Source organism: Neorhizobium alkalisoli (genome assembly GCF_002968635.1).
In the GTDB taxonomy this organism is placed as follows: domain Bacteria; phylum Pseudomonadota; class Alphaproteobacteria; order Rhizobiales; family Rhizobiaceae; genus Neorhizobium; species Neorhizobium alkalisoli.
Genome location: NZ_PVBN01000019.1, coordinates 1 through 15,777, shown reverse-complemented (window position 1 = coordinate 15,777; position 15,777 = coordinate 1). Strand labels below are relative to the sequence as shown.

Below are 15,777 nucleotides of genomic sequence, written 5' to 3'. Positions count from 1 at the left end.
TCGAAGGCTCCCGAGGATTTCGGGGGCCTTTTTAGCGCTCTGCGCCCGCCTTCAGCCTGGCTGTCTCGCGCCGTGCAAGGCTTTCAGAGGGCAGAGCGCCTTGGTGCTGTAATATTCGTCGAAGATCTGAGCATCTTCGGGGAGCCTCACCCAGGGAACTTTCGAGCGGGTGAAGATGCGGACGTCGGGGAAAAATTCGGCGCGCCTCTCCAAAGTCGACACCCGAATGAAGAGCATCCACCCGCGTCGACCGTAATCGCTCCAGAGTGCCGTCTGGCATTGAGGGCAGCGGTAGATGTCGTGGGGATGACCGCTGTCTGTCGGCATGGTGACGGCTACCGGCTCGTCCTTGATGATCTCGATCCGCTCGGCCTCGATCAATGCGTTTATGGCAAAGGCACCACCGGTCTGTCGCTGGCAATCGGTACAGTGGCAGCAATGGATGAACATCGGCTGTCCGTGCATGCGGTAGTGGATCCGGCCGCAGAAACAGCCGCCCTCATAGATCTCGTCCATATGGCTTATGCTCCCTCGAAACGCAGCAAGCCTATCACGAAAGATCGGACCTTCATCTTGCAGGGTAAAATGAAGAAGACGAAATCGGCCGGTTCTGCTTTAACCGCAAGAGTGCATGGAAGGGGAGGGATATCAGGATGTCAAAGGAGCGGATCGGGATCGCCGGCCTAGGGCGCATGGGTAGCGCGATGGCAGAGCGGCTCGCGGGGCAGGGTTTCGCGGTCACCGGGTGGAGCCGCAGCGGGGTTTCCCAACAAAAGGCGTCCGCGCTTGGAATTGCCGCGGCAAGCGACTTAGCCGCCCTGTCGGCCGCTTCGGACATCATCATTCTTGCTCTGCTTGACGATGCCGCCGTGCATGCCGTGATCGAGGAGATCGCATTCGCCGATCCTGCCGGAAAGCTGATCGTCGATACGAGCACGGTCAGCCCGGAGACACTGCGCGCCCATCAGGCGGTGATGGCCGAGAAGGACGCGGCACTTCTCGACGCGCCGATTGCCGGGGGGCCGGAGATGCTGCTTGCCGGGACAGCCGGCTTCTATATCGGTGGTGCCGATCAGGATTTCCGCCGCTTCGAGCCGGTTGCCGAGTATCTGTCGAACCGGATTCTCCATGTCGGCAAACTGGGTGACGGCGCGTCGGCAAAGCTCGTCAACAACATGATGCTGATGGGTCTCTGGCAGACCATGAAGGAAGCGATCGAGCTTGGCGGCAAAGCCGGCCTTTCGTCTGACAAGATGATCGAAATCCTGTCCGGCAGCCCCGCTGCCAGTCCCGCGATGAAGTCCCGCCTGCCGGTCATCCTCGGCCGGACGGATACAGTTGGCTTTCCGGTCTCGGGCGTCCTCAAGGATATGGGCGTGGTCTTTGAGGTAGCCACTCGTCTGGGCGTCGCGACGCCGACGATCGAAGCCGCCTGCCAGAGTTTCAGGCAAGCCGCCGCGCTTGGTCATGGCGAAGCCGATCTCGGAGCCGTGGTGCGGCTGGCGCTGGAAAGAAAAGGCTGAGCGAGCGTCGCCCAGCCCTTGCCGAAAGGTCAGAACGTGCGGCCGATCCGGGCGTCGACAGAATGGCTGTTGCCGCCGCGCAGCGCAAAGAACAGGAAGATTGCGGCCCAGAGGATGGATTTTTCTGCGCCGGCAAGACCCTCGGCACGGACGATCCCATGGAAGTAGACGGTGACCAGCAGCACGATCATCGCCGCGAATGAGGCCGGGCGGGTAAAGAGGCCGATGGTGATGAGGATGCCGCCGAAAAATTCCGTCGCGGCCAGCAGCGGTGACCAAAAGACGCCTGGATAAAAGCCGAGGCTTTCCACCATGCCGACGGCGCCGAAGGGATTGGTGATCTTGCCGAAGCCGTGGGTGACGAGCAAAACACCGGCAATCACTCGCAGGATCGTTTCGACGATCTCATGGGCGGAGGTATAGACAGGGGACAATGCCGGGATGATCAGGCGGGAGCGTGTCGTGGACTGGAGAGCCATGGGGGACCTCTTGGATTAGGAACAATGGTGCGTCGCGTCACAAATTGACCGAGGCGCCGTCGAAGTCGAGGTGTCCGCCTTCAAAACTTGACTTTTATAGGTGACAATATTGTGAGATTGATTTGAAGATCGGCGAAAGGGCGAATCTCATGGAAAAACCGCGAATTACCATTCTTTATTGTACACAGTGCAACTGGCTGCTGCGGGCCGGGTGGATGGCACAGGAACTCCTCCAGACTTTCAGCGACTCGCTCGGCGAGGTGGCGCTCATTCCCGGCACTGGCGGCAATTTCGAAATCCGCATCGACGATCAACTGATCTGGGAGCGCAGGCGCGACGGTGGTTTCCCGGGACCGAAGGAGTTGAAGCAGCGGATCCGCGACGTCATCGATCCGGAGCGCGATCTCGGTCATTTGGATCGCGCAGCGAAGGAGGGCGGCGAGGCCTGAGGGTCTTTGATGGCGCTGCCGAGGGTTTTTCCACGACTGACACGGAAACTTCAAAAAGGCAGTTGACAGGGAGAGGCCACGCCCGTACATGGCTCTCCGTCGCCCAGATGGCGGAATTGGTAGACGCGCCAGCTTCAGGTGCTGGTACCCGAAAGGGTGTGGAGGTTCGAGTCCTCTTCTGGGCACCATTTCCCACTAAGTGTCTGATATCGCTCGGACATTTTTTTGTTCTAGCTCTCGTGCCCTGTATTGGTCGAGGCTTTCGATCGATGGGAATGCTGCCCGATCGGCTCAATGGTGTTACGGATGGTAATATCAAGCAAATCGGCCTTGATAAAGCTGACTGCGTGGTGGTTTCTAAAGCCGGCAAACGAGCCATTAGGGTATTTTCCGATCGTGTCGAACTTGCCGACTTTGAGAAGGTGATGGGCGGGACAAACTGGTCGGACGCCAGGCTTGCAACCGTCCCGCAAGCTGTCAGCTCGGCCTTCTTCATCGGCGATACGGAGCAGATCGTCACAACGGACAGTTCCTACACCGTGTCGAAATGGGGCATGTGACATCCCAACCGGGCTATGTCAGCCGGTAACAATATATAAGGGCGATAACATCGTCTTCTTCGCTGAACCAAATGAGGACGGAAGCAGCTTAATCATTAAGAAGAGTATCGGCGAAGGGGGCATCCAAGGCTTTGTCTATTCCACCGTAGCCCAGAAAAGATCATGGGATGTCGGAGAGGACTGCTTGGTCTCGCCTTTACGACAGATGGGTTGATTGCGGTATCAGAACATTCCCAGATTGTCAGTTTGGTGCAGCTTCCAACCTACGACATCCTCAAGGACGCGACGGCCGCCAGTCTGAGCCCCAATTGTAAGTCCCGGGATGCTGCGGACTATACGAAGTCACCCTGCTGGCTGGACAGTCTATGATCGGCAACGACTTGGATAGGTTAGAGCCAACAGCATTCAACGCTCACGCCTTGCCGTACGGTGTTTCCTAACACGTTCCAATAGACATGAGGTTTTGTGCAAACACCCTGTAAATCCATCAGCTCACGAGCTTCAATTGTGATTAGTTAAGCCTCTGAAGTAAATAGATAATCCTCTGGGTACGAAAAATTATTACTGGGTCGTAGGTTCAGATCCCTTCAAGGCGTGAGCGATGGGGTGGACGCCCCCTCCATTGAACATGCCGGGGGAGAAATGGTGCGGCGTCACGATTTCAGTGAGGCGAACCGGGTGATGCAAGTATGTTTCTAGATGTCAGGATAGATAACTTGGCGGCTTCGACCGTATAGTACCTAAAGTGGGGCAGGTCCGCCCCTTCGGCGCTCCCTTGCGGGCAGTCATTATCTCCTCGTGCTTCTGCGCGGACAAAACTGAAGCTAACCACGATCTCCCATACGTGTGCCAACGTTGTTCACCGTTGTTGGCTTCGGAACGATTAGCCCTTGGCGAGTTGGCAGGCTCGGTTGCGCTGCATCGGATGCACATTCCATGTTCTGTTGATCGGACACTAACAATCGAGAAGTCAGCGCCTTCTTTGGCTAGACTGGACTAACCAAAAGCCCATAGATTCCAACGCCGGTTTGTCAGGTACTTAGCTTATCGAACAGGGCGTCAGTTCATATGCAAAGAAAATCAGTCGTTCCGTGCGGCAGCCCCGGCCGGGATTCGATTGATCCTCAATAATGTGCTGAGGTGTTGGGATTTCTTTGTTCTTGGAAAATGACCTGCAAACAGCCGCTCGATAGTTCCGTCCTCAAACATCTCGTAAAGCGCTAGAGTGAGGCGCTCGGGGAAGTCGGGGAAATGATGCGCCGACATCACGAAGGCATAGGGCTCATAGCTGCCCACGGTGGTTGCGGATTCGTCGGCCGGGCAGGTTTTGGCAGTTTTTTCGCCGTATTCCGCAACCGCCGCTTTGATTATGTCAACGTCCCCGAAATAACGTGCAAGTCGACCATCGCAGAAGTCTTCCGCTGCCTTTTGGTGCGATGGTCTTTCCCATGGACAGATCACCCAATTGGGCTTCGATCGGCGTGGAGCCTGATCGTTGAGCGTCTCCCCGATGGTGGACCCCTTGACATAGCCCCAAATTTCGAACGCCCTAGTTTTCTCCCCAACGCCTTCCGGTGACTGCCTAAGCGTCACATCAAAGGTGTCGGAGAGCCAACCGAGCAGGCCGCCCCCGTCCGTCACGGATGGAGCGCTCGCCGTGTCTGTCGCTGCATACCAGGTCCACTCTTCTGGCGGCTTGTTTCCCAAGCCTTCCAGCCACTTGATAATGGCGTCACATGACGGATTAACCGGGGCATCCTTCGGAAGGATCCCTGCTGCCTTTGCCGCATTTGTGCCTCGTTGTAGCTGAAGGTAAGAGCCGTTGGCGACGAAGATTATCGGCGAAAACTCAAGATGAGGAGCCCGACCGTTATAGGCAAAATTCTGCATCCGCTTGAGCGTGATCGTCGTGGGATCGCAGAGAAGGTCGAAGTCGCCTTCACCCGTATTCAGGAACCCGGCTCGCCGGCTTGAGTCGACGTCCGTCTTCCTAAGGTGGTAGCCTGCGCGCTCAACTGCACTTGCGCATATATCCCAATAGAAACCGAGATAGTCGTTGGTGGCAGGATCTCGCCATATAAACGGCCGGGCATCATCACGGACCCCGACGCTGATTTGATCCCGGTCCAGAGTTTCGCTACGCGCTGCCTCGGCGCGGGCCTGTGCCAAAAGCAAGGCCAATATGAGCGTGACGAATAAGACGCGCATCAGCTACTCCGCAATCGTTGCTTTAGGCGTTTTGGCGGATGTCTTTGTCCCGCGAAAGCGCTCTGTGTTGCTGTGCTGGTGCAAAAGCGCCTCGACGATGCAAAAAACGACGAAGAAACCTACAAGGGCCGAAAACATCGCTGAGTAAAAAATTAGGCCGCGATCGATGTCGTCGAGGCTAGGTGTCGCCGTCGATTTGCTGGCCCATGAGGTAATGTAACGGGTCACGCCGCCGCACATGCCCATGATCATCGCGCTGCTTGCTGCCCAGATCACGCTTGAATGGCGGCGCGATTTTCGGGAAAGAATACGTGCCTGCGAGGACCATGCATCAAGCAAGACAATCACGATCAGGGCCAGGACGGCACCGCGGAGAGGTGTGGGCGCATTATATTCAAAAGTCCGTCGCAGCGTCAGCCAAACGTTATATTCATTGGCGTCCCAGCCTGCATCCAAACCCGTTTTCCAAAGAGTCAACCCGACAACAAATACTGTGGCGACTGCCCAGGAAACGAAGACCAAGATGACCGCCTGCGGAAGCCATGAGGTCCAATGACTTTGTGAGATGTTGCGCCAACGATGGGACTGGAGCCCTGCGTCCCGAAGTGCGAGCGTCACGATCATCGGAATGCAATAATTGTTGAAGGCATAAAAACTGATGCTCAAAGCGCGCGAATAGATGCTGCCAGGGGTGTTCCAGACAAGTTCGTGTTCAAATTTTCCAGGCAGTACGCTCCAGACCAAGCTAACGAATATCACGACACCGAGCACCCAGAGCGATGTCATTGTGGCGTAGGACCTTCGATATCCTGTCGTCGGCGTGGGGCGCAAAAGCTCGCCAAGGAACTCGTCCAGCTTTCTGGCGGCGAGGGTTTGTGGGTTTGAGGAGGCGTCGTCGGATACTGCTGTGGAGTTCGATATGATCTCGTGTTCCACATAGAGTGCAAAGCAAGATGCAGAGATCGTCCGCGAGGTCGTCAGCGTCTGAGACGAGTCGCTCCCAGCTTGCACGTTTACGATCCCCCAGACTTCCTTGGCCGCCGCTCCCTTCCGGCGCCAAGGCTTCATTAAACTTGCCTCCTTCGTAGTTTGACCGGTCGTCCAACGCCAAAATCAGTTGATCCCTGCGCTTGCGGAGTTCCTCCTCAAGATGGTTGAAACGCTCGCGAACAGAGATATTCCCGAGTTTAAGCTTCCGGTCGAGTATCCAGGCCGAAAGAGCGAAGATCAGTTCGAGGTCGGCTCGGAAGTCTTCGGGTTCACTCACCTGATCCTTTGCTACTGCATAATAGCAGGCCATGCGCTCCCAGCCGCTCCTGGGAATGAGGAGTGCGGGTTTGTCAAGGACGCCTCCATCTGAGGCGAAGGTGATCGCAAGATGACGTCGACGGAGTTCCTCACCGGCCGCAATGACGCGCGTTGGTATGCCTGCCAGCCGGTGCGCGGCAGCCCGCATCCAATCTTCGAAGCTGCGCAGAATTGGAAAGGTGGGCGCCAGGCCAACCATGATCAGCGCTATTGTCAGCGATACGGATGAGTCGATGCCGATATCGTACGCACGTGCGACGGCCGGCATTGCCGCGCTCGAGAGCGGCTGCGTCCACGGGATGGCGTCCCTGGCATCGTCCGGAGCAAAGCCCGTGGTGCTGGTGGCCGCAGCGTCGACAGGAGTCACGGGAAGCTGACTTGCGCCGACTTCAAGGTCCGGTCCGCCGAGCTTAGGCAGCAGTTCGGCATAGGCACAAAGGAAGAAGTAGATAAGCAACAATGTGACGGCATAAAATGCATAGGCATGCAAGACGATGCGCCGGGCACGGAGTTTGTCCGGCGACAACAGGTTGACGAGACGCTGCAACTGCCGGCCGCCCTCGTAAGTGACGCGGTTGAAGCGCTCGTATGAAAAAAACAAAACCACCGCTGCTCCTAGGAGCAGCGCAACAAGGTTAGGCATGGGAATGGCCACAAGTCCGGCGGCCTTATCGGCACTGCTGTACTGCCGGGTTGCATTGCGCAGCCGCCGTCACGGGAATTGCGCACAGGCTAAGCAACAAAAGAAACACTCTAATCATGATAAAGACCCTCCCTACGTGGGAAATGCGATTGCTAGATCTGCACAATCTCTAGCTGATGGGCCAACGCAGGAACGTTATCAGGATTGTCTTTTTTAGCAATGAATAATAAAGTCTAGACCTACCACGAATGCTAATGCCGTTGATAGATTAAACCTAACCAATTGTCATATATCTACTCCTTTCGGTTGCATGGACCTCAACTTCCGCGAATGAGATGATCGCGACTTCGTGATCATCCATGATGCGTGGTGAAGGATATGCAGAGGCCGACACGCCCAAAGCAGCAACTGGATACATGCGGCGCATGGTGTTATCGTCCGGCTGGGTGCCAACTTTCGCTATCTACGCCAGAAATTCCAGGCAGCAGGTCAAACCAATCACCGGCATATGGGATCGAGTGCTGTAACAGCCGCAGTGGCGGAAACAAGTTTCGGCCCACGAGCCTTCTCCTAGCCATAAATGTCCTTGTGACCGCGTTTTTCTTGTCGGCTTGCACCTCGAGTGTTGCTGAGTTCCAAACTTATGTCCAGGCGTCAGAGGTGCAGTTCGAACAGGGGACCGACGTTCTCGATCGTTTGGCGGCGGCGGAACGGATCGTCAAACGCCGGCTCCTTGTGAGACGTGCGCCGTTGTCTTTTGACCCCGATGAGGCTCGCTACTACCTCGACGTCGGCGATCCGCCGCTCACAATGTCCTTCCGTGCCTCGCTGCAGTCGATCAAAGCCTACAACAATGCCCTGAGCGGTTTGGCGAACGGCGAGTCAGCTGCTGCCTTGGCAAATCGTCTAAATGTGATCTCAACTAACCTGCATGCCGCGGGAACGGCGATGGCCACAGCTCATGGCCAAGGAGCACTCGCTCCCAGCGCGACGACGTTCCTTGGCACCGCTTCGGCTGCGGTGGCTGTTGCCCTACCGATATTCCGACAAATCGCAACGCTCGCCGGCCGCGAGAAATTCAGGCACCAGCTGGTGGCTGGGTTCCCGACGATGAGAGACCTGCTTACAGCGATCAGGGACGGTACTCCCGCGATGTACGACCTGATGATGAGCCGTTATCGCGAACCGGGTTCGACTATTTCTAACAGCGGACTTTCGCCTCAGAACCTTGTCGATCTTGAACGGGACCGACGGGCACTCGCAGGTTGGGTTATCTTGATTGATCAAACCATAGTGGCCATGGAGCTTGCTGCCGAGAGCGCGGCCAAGGGCGGGGTTGGTGCCGATGGCCTCGTCGAAGCTTCTGGGGAGATACGCGTGCTTGCCGAGCAAATAAAGGCGAGCCGGGCTAGCCAGCAGCCTTAAACGGAGGGTTTCATGCCGACTTTGCAGGAACAACTACAAGAGCTCAACCAGGAGCGGGTGAAGCTCGTGACGCGTTTCAACAGCGAGACTGACCCCGCCTTGAAAGAAACACTTCGTGCCACGCTCGTCGATCTGGATTTGTTGTCCGACGAGATAAAACTCAGCATTGTTGCCATTTCGGCAAAGAAAGTCAGCGACCTTAAGAAGAAGATCGAGGCCCTCACCGGCATCGCCCTTTCGGGGCCATTTGGCGGTCAGATTGATAGATCCCATACAAAGGCCCTTGGGCGCAGTTCAGAAGTTTCAGGCGAAAGGGCGTCTGAGCCCCCAATTGAGGACGACGGGACCGAACATGAAGGGGGTCAATCATCGTCGCAAGACCTATCGGTGCCACCCGTGTCAGGTTCCGCCAATGCTGGCATGGCAGATGTTGGGGACAGAGCGCTCGCGTCTGCCGGCGAGGGGCTTGTTCTTTCTGAAGAACACCTGGCAGGGCTGTGGAAGCGATCCCTCTATCCTTTCAGACCGGGGAAAATCATCATCTTCGGGATCCGTGGCTGCCTGCCGGTAAATCGTTCAGGAACCGGATTTGGGCGCAGTCACGAGGTTTCTCAAAGCGCTGTGAACTACCGAACTATGAACTGCGCAATCGGCCAGTGGGTACCAGGCGAAGGTTTCGCACTGTTTCCGGGGTCAACCGTCCCATTTTTCAGTGCTGTTCAACAAGGTATCACTCGAGGCGGAGTGGGTGTCAACCAAATGGGGCGAGGACGATATTTATCGTATCGGCCTGGCTTCCACAAGCGCTCCGAAGGAGCGTCTGGGCATTGGGCTCTCCTGCAGGAATGCGCAATCACGTTGCAACGGACAGGAGATGACGTCGACTTCGACACGGGTGACCGCTGGGAAGTCGGTCGGATCGCAGGGGACAACATCCATTGCGCCTTTCATATGGGACCGGAAGGCCAGATCCCAAACTCTCGCTTTTCAAGTGTGGGATGCCAAGTCGTCGCCGGAACTGTGCGAAAAGGGGAGAGAGGTAGTGAGCGAGGGCCATGGGCTGCGTTCATTGAACCCTTCAAGGCCGGTGCCGGGATGCAGGAAGAAACAGAGTACGTTCTTTTTGACTATTCTGAGGTACAGCAAGTCATCAGAACACGGCTCCAAGGCAAGACAGTGATACTGAGGATGGGCTCATCAGGGCCGCTGGTTGCGGAGATGCAACGACGGCTGGCCGCAAAGCTCGGCCGCGCGATAGAGGACGACGGAGACTTCGGCGTAACGACCTTCCAGGCTGTTTTAGATTTCCAAAGCCAGGTTTTCGGTCCAAACGCGGATGATGGAATTGTCGGTCCCGAGACGGCCGCAGAACTTGGAATGACGCTCCCCGATTTTAGTTTCAACGGAAGTATGGACGATCAGGTTCCTGAGGAGGATTCTGATTTCGGGGATGGACCTCAGGGGCGCGCTCGCGCATCTTCACCGCAGGGCGTAGCAACTGTTTCTGTCGCTTGGGGCGCAACGGCAGAGCGAAAGGCCGGTCCCGGATTCAGGGCAAAGGCAATCGAAATCGCAACACGGCTGAGATGCGATCCAAGTCATCTGCTTTCGGTCATTGCATTCGAAACCGGCGAGACCTTCGCGCCTGACATTCGAAATGCCGCTGGCAGTGGGGCGACTGGCCTCATCCAGTTTATGCCCGACACCGCGGAGGGACTTGGAACCACGACCGACAAGTTGGCCGTAATGTCAGCCGTCGCTCAGCTTGACTTTGTCGAGAAATACCTCAGGTCCATTGCCCGCAACAGGCCGATGCCGACCCTTAGCGACCTCTATATGGCAGTTCTACTACCGGCTGCCGTAGGTCAACCAGAAGGGCATGTGCTGTTCAAAGCAGGCACTAAAGCGTACTCGCAAAACCGGGGACTGGATGTCAATCAGGACGGCGTCATAACCAAGGCCGAGGCTGCTGCGAAGGTACATGAGCGCCTACTCAGGGGGATGAAATCCGAGAATTTCGGCTGAGGGATTTATCCTGCCTTTTGAAAGTTCAGGATTTAGATGAGCAATATGAGGGCGTCATGAGCAACGAGGAACTGGTCCGTCGGTATCTACCGCTTTTGGTGGGTCTCGCTGCCTTTGCGGCAAGTCTTATCTTACTCGATATGCCCACTGTGGCGTGGGGCGGATTCGAGAAACTCGCGCATCTTGCGGGAATTGTAGCGTTGTCAGGCGTGCTTGTAATTGTTGCCCGACATGCAATCGGCCCACAAAAAGTGGCTGAAAGCGCTGCGGCAAACGCCGGCCCCGCGGATACTTGGATGCGGCAACGGATCGCTCCGATTGTGCTGACCGGAGGCACCCTTGCGATCACTGTGATTTCAGCGCTTTTGATCATCGTGTTCTGGCGACTGGCGGCTGAACCAGTTTCGAATAATCCGATTCGAGAAAAGCTCGACGCGATTCTGATGAGCATCTTTACCGCGACACTGCCTGTGTTCGCCACTTGGGTGGGAACGGTCCTCGCGTTTTATTTCACCAACGAGAGCTTTAAGCAGGCATCAGAGGCGGCGCTCCTCGCCGCTAATCCGCCGCACGTGCATCTCGCGCCCGCCTCATCGCGCATGATTCCCTACGAGAAAATCGCGAAACTGGAAGTGGATCGGGGAGGCGTACGCTCGACGTTGATGTCAGAGGTCCATTCACTCTTCAACGACCAGACGACGCGTGTGATTGTCTTCGATAAGGCCCGCTCACCAGTTTTCATTATCCGTCGCAAGAATGTCCCGGCAGAGTGGATTGACGAGACGGGAAAGTTCAAGGGACTATCGGCAACCATCGATGACTACCTCAAGGCTAGCAACAACGCGGCCGACGCCGTTCAGTTCGGCTTCTCTCCCCAAAGCGTCTCGATCGAACAGGCGCTTCGTGCACTTCAGGATTCTAACAGTGACGATCTCTTCCTGACCGCCACCGGGCAGAAGACAGAGGCAGTAACCGGCTGGCTTACCCGGGCCAGGCTGACTTAGCCAATACCTTAAGAATGAACTGGGGGATATGAGATGGCAGACCATCAACCTGATGAACCGGCTAAGCTGGAAACCCGAGCCAACACTGCGCAACAACTCTCGCTGATTGAGATCAGCTTCCCAGAGAAAATCACGCCGTTTGTGTGGCTGGCGATGGCGATGGGTCTTGTCTTGGTTGCCGGAGCTCTGATTGGTCACATTGGCAACTGGAGGCTCCAAGCTACCGGAAGTTTGCTGCTGAGTGCGGGTATTGCAATCATACTTGCAGCATTTGGTGGTCAGGCCACGCTCCGCGGAAAAGTCTTCATTCTTGCAGGTGTTGCGGCTCTGGCTGTCGTCCTTACTTGGTTCCTGGAGCACCAGCGAAGTTCGGACATTCAGCGTGATATCGACACGATAGCGGCTCGAGGGAAGGATTATGCGCGCGGTTACGTTCGGGATGTCCCTGCGCCGCCGACAAAGGTCTCTCTGGTTTTTGGTGAAAGCGTGATTGTAAGCACTACGATCAGCAGACCCGACCTTTTTTCCTTTGCGGTGTTTGGCGACCAGACTAAGGAAGTTGAGTACGCTTCTTTAAGACTGGAGCCTCCAGACGAGGAAACCGCACCCTTGGTCACCATCGGAATTCCCGTGAGTTGCATTGAACTCGGTATGGGCGCGAGCAGGCCGCTGGACTGGTCGGTCCGCAAGGCAGGTGAAACATGGGAGGTAATTGATCAGCGGCAGAGTGAACGTGTGGTCGGCCGTTGGGGCGGAAGACGCGCTGATCCCTGCGCGCCGCAAGTTGCATCCGGAGGACGCGGTTTGAGCTTTACCGGGTTGCTCTCGGTGGTCAGCAATGCGTTCGCACAGCAGAGTTCGCCAAACCAAATGTCCGCTCACGTGGATCTCGCCAAGACAGGCGCCGACCTGAAATCCGACGTTACCGAAGTACGCCGCGCTGCCCGAAATACCCTATCGTCGGCTCGACCAGAGCAGGTCCCTGCGATCGTCGAACTTCTCAATGCTGACCCCGATGTTTATAGGACGAAGCTCGGGGTCGCGGTAGCACTGACGGAGATGCTGCGCCGAAACAAAGAACAGGGCCCAATCATCTCTCCGCTTCTTTCGTCCGAAAACCGAAATGCGCTTCTGGATTTGGCCGGGGATCCCGATCGCACTGTGCGGATTTACGCCACAGAGTTCCTATTTGACCTCGGCGACCCGGAGGTTACAAAACTTGCAATCGCGCGCGCCGCGTCCACGCAAAACAATGATGCCCGGTACAATTGGGTACTCGCCGCGCAAGATGGCTGGCGGCGGTTAGATCCTGTCGCCAAGCAGGCCCTTAAAACCGACCTGGACGCAGCTTACGAACAATCAGGCGAAAGAACAAAACAGCTGTTTGAAGCATTCAGGAACTAAGGGTGATTTTCGTGTTTCGCAAAAACGCCACTTCCGGGACAGGTGCGGCGGAAGGGGCCCTTCTAAGCAAAGTTGGCAATACAGGAGGCCTTCTTGTATCGAGCGAATGCGATGGGGTGGCGTCAGGAAAACGAAGGTCGGAGATGCCGTCCCATGAGTAACGTGGCAATTCAGTCGGAAGCCCCGGATATCGCTCGTGCCAAGGCTCTTTGGCAGTCTTCCAAGTACGACGATGCACTGGAGCTTCTAAGTACATTGGCACTAGAACAACGCCACGATGCTCTCCTGCTGCTGCTCGAATATTTGCGAAAGTATCCTGACCGGGCAAAGGACATTGAGTATCAAGAGCGGCTTATCTGGTCGCTACGACGATTCTCCACAAATCCCCGTTTTCCTTGTGAGGTAGGCTGGTTCAGGCAGGAGCGGGATCAGTTTCAAAAAGCTGAGGCTCGGTTTCGCCGCCTCCTTCGTAGGTTCCCTTTGGACGAGGGAGCAAATCAGGGTTTGATAGCTGCATTGCGGAAGCAGCGGGATTTTTCCGCAGCAGAGGAACATTGGAAGTCCCTTCAAGATACTGGGCTTGCACCTTGTCTGGGAATCCTCTGCGAGGGTGCCTGGATTTGGTCTGATCAACGGGATTTTGAAAAGGCGCGGCCGCGGTTTGAGGCTGTTCTCCGTCACAGTAGGGCTGAGGAGGACCACCATCTTTCTTTCATCTTCGCCCTGCGCCATCTCGGCGCTCTTGACGACATCGACGCTGCTATCAGCCGCGCGATTGGCAAATATGGAAAGACACCTCGGCTAGGTATCGAAATCGGATGGCTTCATGCGAGCAGGAGCGAATTTGATGCGGCCGAACGGGCCTTCGAAGCAGTTCTTTTGAGTGCGCCACACAATGAGGCGGCCCTCCAGGGAAAGGTAGCAACACTGCGACAAAGCGACCGCTTGGCAGACGCAGCGGCGGTTCTCGCACAAAACCCCACGCTCTTCGCTGTCAGCATGGGGCTACAGGCCGAAAAAGCGTGGATTCACTTTGCCCAGAAGGAGCTTCGCCAGGCTGAGAAGATCTTTCGCGCCCTTGTAGCGCGCGCGCCGCAAGACGACCTTAACAAGGTCAATCTAGCCTGGGCGCTGGAGAAGCAGGGTGGAGCGAAGAAACTTGTCGAAGCAGCCGCAATGTGTCGGGAAGCCCTCATTCTTCACAAAAGCCCTGAGGCGTTCGGTTGCCTCGGCGTTGTTTGCTTCAATCAGGGTAATCATCGCGACGCGGAGATCTATCTAAAGCGGTCGATCGAACTCGACATTCTTCGTCGGTTTGAGCCAGATCTCGTGGCGCTTTACACGTTTCTCGGCCAGTATCAGCGCGCGCAGTCTGTCCTCAGCGATGCCCTCATCTATTCGCCTTTTTCGGCGGCCCTGCTCATCCAGCAAGGTGATCTGCGCGCGAGCGAAGTGCAATGGGAGCAAGCAGCGCAAAGCTATCAGGCCGCGCTGCAGATTGAGCCGAGGCATCCAGTAGCGACCTATGGGCTAGTTTCTGCTCTTCAGGCCTGCAGCCGATACGATGAAGCCGAAACGTCCGCACGCCTGGCATTGAAGACTGCCAAAGGGTCGGAAAGATCCAGGCTTCTGCGCGCGCTTGTGCGGGTTCTGATCCAGAAATTCGAGGAGACTAAGAAGGAACTCTATCTAACTCAGGCGGACGCCGAGCTCAGGACCGTCCTGACGACCCCGATTATCGAAGCAGAGGCCTATTTCCTTGAAGGGATAATCGCCGCGAAGCAAAAGCGATTAACGGAAGCGAAGGATGCCTTTACAAGATGTCACACGCTGGATCCCAAGTGGACGATCGCGGAAACCTATGCGCTGCGAATTGCGGAGTCCATCCCCGGCGGATGGGGTTCTCTGCGCAAACCGGACAACAAAAGCTGGATCTTGTTCACCATTATTCTCGCCCAACTGGTGTTCGTTTGGGCGGTTAGACTCGCGGAGTATGCCGTAGGAACGACTGTTTTCGAAGGTGCCACGTTCAGCGCCCTCGTCACAGTACTCACGGCCCTTTTGTTCGGGGCGGTTCTACTGCCGCTCTTGAACAAATTTTCCGTCACAGGCATGTCCGTCGAACTGGACAGCATGGCCAAGATGGCGGAGACGAACGGTCCCACCGGAAGCGACGCTTTCGACCTTCCGGTAAATCTTCATCGCCTGCCGGCAAATTGAGCCAGCACCATTTTGTCGGATAGCGGGGCGCGAAGTCAGCGTCTTTCGGGCCGCGACAACCACAACGCGCCACATGGCGCTGTCGCTACGGCAGTTGTCGATGGCCGGTAGCGGGTTTCCGAATGAGTGCCCACCGCCGAACATTCGGGCCTGTCTGGATAGCATTCTCAGGCACCCGTCGCCGATGCCACAGCCATCATCGGTTTGTCAGGCAGTTCGGAGCAGTGGCAGGACTCCTCCCATAGAGCAAGTTCGATAGCATTCATCTGCGCCTCTCATGTCGCGGATTTAACTGGCCGACGCTTCAGATGCATCTATTTCATTGTTTTTGAAATCGCCCCGCAACGTAGCCGAAGAACAGGTGTTCAGGTGGCCGTCTGACAATCTGGCTTTTGGCACGACTATTTTTTCGAGCACTAGTTGAAATAGTTTCACGATTGGATCAGTCTTCGATGAAGACGGAGGGCCTTTCGTAATGGACCAGAAGAAGCCGAACCCCATTGACGTTTATGTCGGGAGCCGCATCCGA

13 protein-coding genes and 1 tRNA gene are annotated in these 15,777 nt (G+C 56.3%); 9 read left to right on the top strand and 5 right to left on the bottom strand.

What is annotated here, in order from left to right:
* Nucleotides 1-51 precede the first annotated feature (51 nt).
* The gene (locus tag C5L13_RS27135; protein WP_105386395.1) at nucleotides 52-516 is read right to left on the bottom strand and encodes a GFA family protein; all 465 of its coding nucleotides are present in this window, start codon (nucleotides 514-516) and stop codon (nucleotides 52-54) included.
* Between the two features lie 137 nt (nucleotides 517-653).
* Here C5L13_RS27135 and C5L13_RS27130 point away from each other — a divergent pair, with 137 nt between their 5' ends.
* A complete protein-coding gene (locus C5L13_RS27130) occupies nucleotides 654-1,523 on the top strand; it encodes an NAD(P)-dependent oxidoreductase (RefSeq protein WP_105386394.1) in 870 nt (289 codons plus the stop codon).
* Between the two features lie 29 nt (nucleotides 1,524-1,552).
* Here the strand turns inward: C5L13_RS27130 and C5L13_RS27125 are convergent, their stop codons facing one another.
* Nucleotides 1,553-2,002, bottom strand: coding sequence for a DoxX family protein (locus C5L13_RS27125; RefSeq protein WP_105386393.1), 450 nt, complete (start codon nucleotides 2,000-2,002; stop codon nucleotides 1,553-1,555).
* A gap of 149 nt (nucleotides 2,003-2,151) precedes the next feature.
* On the opposite strand from C5L13_RS27125, the gene C5L13_RS27120 reads away from it, so the two are divergent.
* From C5L13_RS27120 to C5L13_RS27110, 3 genes are all read left to right on the top strand, one after another.
* A complete protein-coding gene (locus C5L13_RS27120; protein ID WP_105386434.1) occupies nucleotides 2,152-2,451 on the top strand; it encodes a SelT/SelW/SelH family protein in 300 nt (99 codons plus the stop codon).
* Nucleotides 2,452-2,552: 101 nt separating this feature from the next.
* Nucleotides 2,553-2,639 (top strand) — tRNA-Leu (locus C5L13_RS27115).
* Nucleotides 2,640-2,720: 81 nt separating this feature from the next.
* Complete coding sequence (locus C5L13_RS27110) at nucleotides 2,721-3,011, top strand: hypothetical protein (protein WP_105386392.1); 291 nt, start codon at nucleotides 2,721-2,723, stop codon at nucleotides 3,009-3,011.
* 1,080 nt (nucleotides 3,012-4,091) lie between these two features.
* On the opposite strand, the gene C5L13_RS27105 is transcribed toward C5L13_RS27110, so the two are convergent.
* The 3 genes from C5L13_RS27105 to C5L13_RS27095 are packed head-to-tail and all read right to left on the bottom strand — an operon-like array spanning nucleotide 4,092 to nucleotide 7,134.
* Complete coding sequence (locus C5L13_RS27105) at nucleotides 4,092-5,219, bottom strand: substrate-binding periplasmic protein (protein WP_105386391.1); 1,128 nt, start codon at nucleotides 5,217-5,219, stop codon at nucleotides 4,092-4,094.
* Nucleotides 5,220-5,222: 3 nt separating this feature from the next.
* Nucleotides 5,223-6,005, bottom strand: a complete 783-nt coding sequence (locus tag C5L13_RS27100; RefSeq protein WP_105386390.1) for a hypothetical protein — start codon at nucleotides 6,003-6,005, stop codon at nucleotides 5,223-5,225.
* On the bottom strand, nucleotides 5,965-7,134 hold the full coding sequence (locus tag C5L13_RS27095) for a hypothetical protein (protein WP_158693544.1): 1,170 nt from the start codon (nucleotides 7,132-7,134) through the stop codon (nucleotides 5,965-5,967). Before C5L13_RS27095 ends, C5L13_RS27100 begins: the two co-directional genes overlap by 41 nt.
* A gap of 696 nt (nucleotides 7,135-7,830) precedes the next feature.
* Here C5L13_RS27095 and C5L13_RS27090 point away from each other — a divergent pair.
* From C5L13_RS27090 to C5L13_RS27070, 5 genes are all read left to right on the top strand, one after another.
* Complete coding sequence (locus C5L13_RS27090; protein WP_158693543.1) at nucleotides 7,831-8,595, top strand: hypothetical protein; 765 nt, start codon at nucleotides 7,831-7,833, stop codon at nucleotides 8,593-8,595.
* 12 nt (nucleotides 8,596-8,607) lie between these two features.
* On the top strand, nucleotides 8,608-10,620 hold the full coding sequence (locus tag C5L13_RS27085; protein WP_105386387.1) for a peptidoglycan-binding protein: 2,013 nt from the start codon (nucleotides 8,608-8,610) through the stop codon (nucleotides 10,618-10,620).
* 56 nt (nucleotides 10,621-10,676) lie between these two features.
* The gene (locus tag C5L13_RS27080; RefSeq protein ID WP_158693542.1) at nucleotides 10,677-11,624 is read left to right on the top strand and encodes a hypothetical protein; all 948 of its coding nucleotides are present in this window, start codon (nucleotides 10,677-10,679) and stop codon (nucleotides 11,622-11,624) included.
* Nucleotides 11,625-11,657: 33 nt separating this feature from the next.
* Nucleotides 11,658-13,028, top strand: coding sequence for a hypothetical protein (locus tag C5L13_RS27075; RefSeq protein ID WP_105386385.1), 1,371 nt, complete (start codon nucleotides 11,658-11,660; stop codon nucleotides 13,026-13,028).
* A gap of 153 nt (nucleotides 13,029-13,181) precedes the next feature.
* On the top strand, nucleotides 13,182-15,248 hold the full coding sequence (locus C5L13_RS27070; RefSeq protein ID WP_105386384.1) for a tetratricopeptide repeat protein: 2,067 nt from the start codon (nucleotides 13,182-13,184) through the stop codon (nucleotides 15,246-15,248).
* Nucleotides 15,249-15,777 lie beyond the last annotated feature (529 nt).

What these genes read in the sequence shown, in the direction of transcription:
- C5L13_RS27135 (WP_105386395.1), bottom strand. Translation starts at nt 516, where the DNA reads ATGGACGAGATCTATGAGGGCGGCTGTTTCTGCGGCCGGATCCACTAC.
- C5L13_RS27085 (WP_105386387.1), top strand. Translation starts at nt 8,608, where the DNA reads ATGCCGACTTTGCAGGAACAACTACAAGAGCTCAACCAGGAGCGGGTG.
- C5L13_RS27120 (WP_105386434.1), top strand. Translation starts at nt 2,152, where the DNA reads ATGGAAAAACCGCGAATTACCATTCTTTATTGTACACAGTGCAACTGG.
- C5L13_RS27100 (WP_105386390.1), bottom strand. Translation starts at nt 6,005, where the DNA reads ATGACATCGCTCTGGGTGCTCGGTGTCGTGATATTCGTTAGCTTGGTC.
- C5L13_RS27110 (WP_105386392.1), top strand. Translation starts at nt 2,721, where the DNA reads ATGGGAATGCTGCCCGATCGGCTCAATGGTGTTACGGATGGTAATATC.
- C5L13_RS27075 (WP_105386385.1), top strand. Translation starts at nt 11,658, where the DNA reads ATGGCAGACCATCAACCTGATGAACCGGCTAAGCTGGAAACCCGAGCC.
- C5L13_RS27080 (WP_158693542.1), top strand. Translation starts at nt 10,677, where the DNA reads ATGAGCAACGAGGAACTGGTCCGTCGGTATCTACCGCTTTTGGTGGGT.
- C5L13_RS27070 (WP_105386384.1), top strand. Translation starts at nt 13,182, where the DNA reads ATGAGTAACGTGGCAATTCAGTCGGAAGCCCCGGATATCGCTCGTGCC.
- C5L13_RS27125 (WP_105386393.1), bottom strand. Translation starts at nt 2,002, where the DNA reads ATGGCTCTCCAGTCCACGACACGCTCCCGCCTGATCATCCCGGCATTG.
- C5L13_RS27130 (WP_105386394.1), top strand. Translation starts at nt 654, where the DNA reads ATGTCAAAGGAGCGGATCGGGATCGCCGGCCTAGGGCGCATGGGTAGC.
- C5L13_RS27105 (WP_105386391.1), bottom strand. Translation starts at nt 5,219, where the DNA reads ATGCGCGTCTTATTCGTCACGCTCATATTGGCCTTGCTTTTGGCACAG.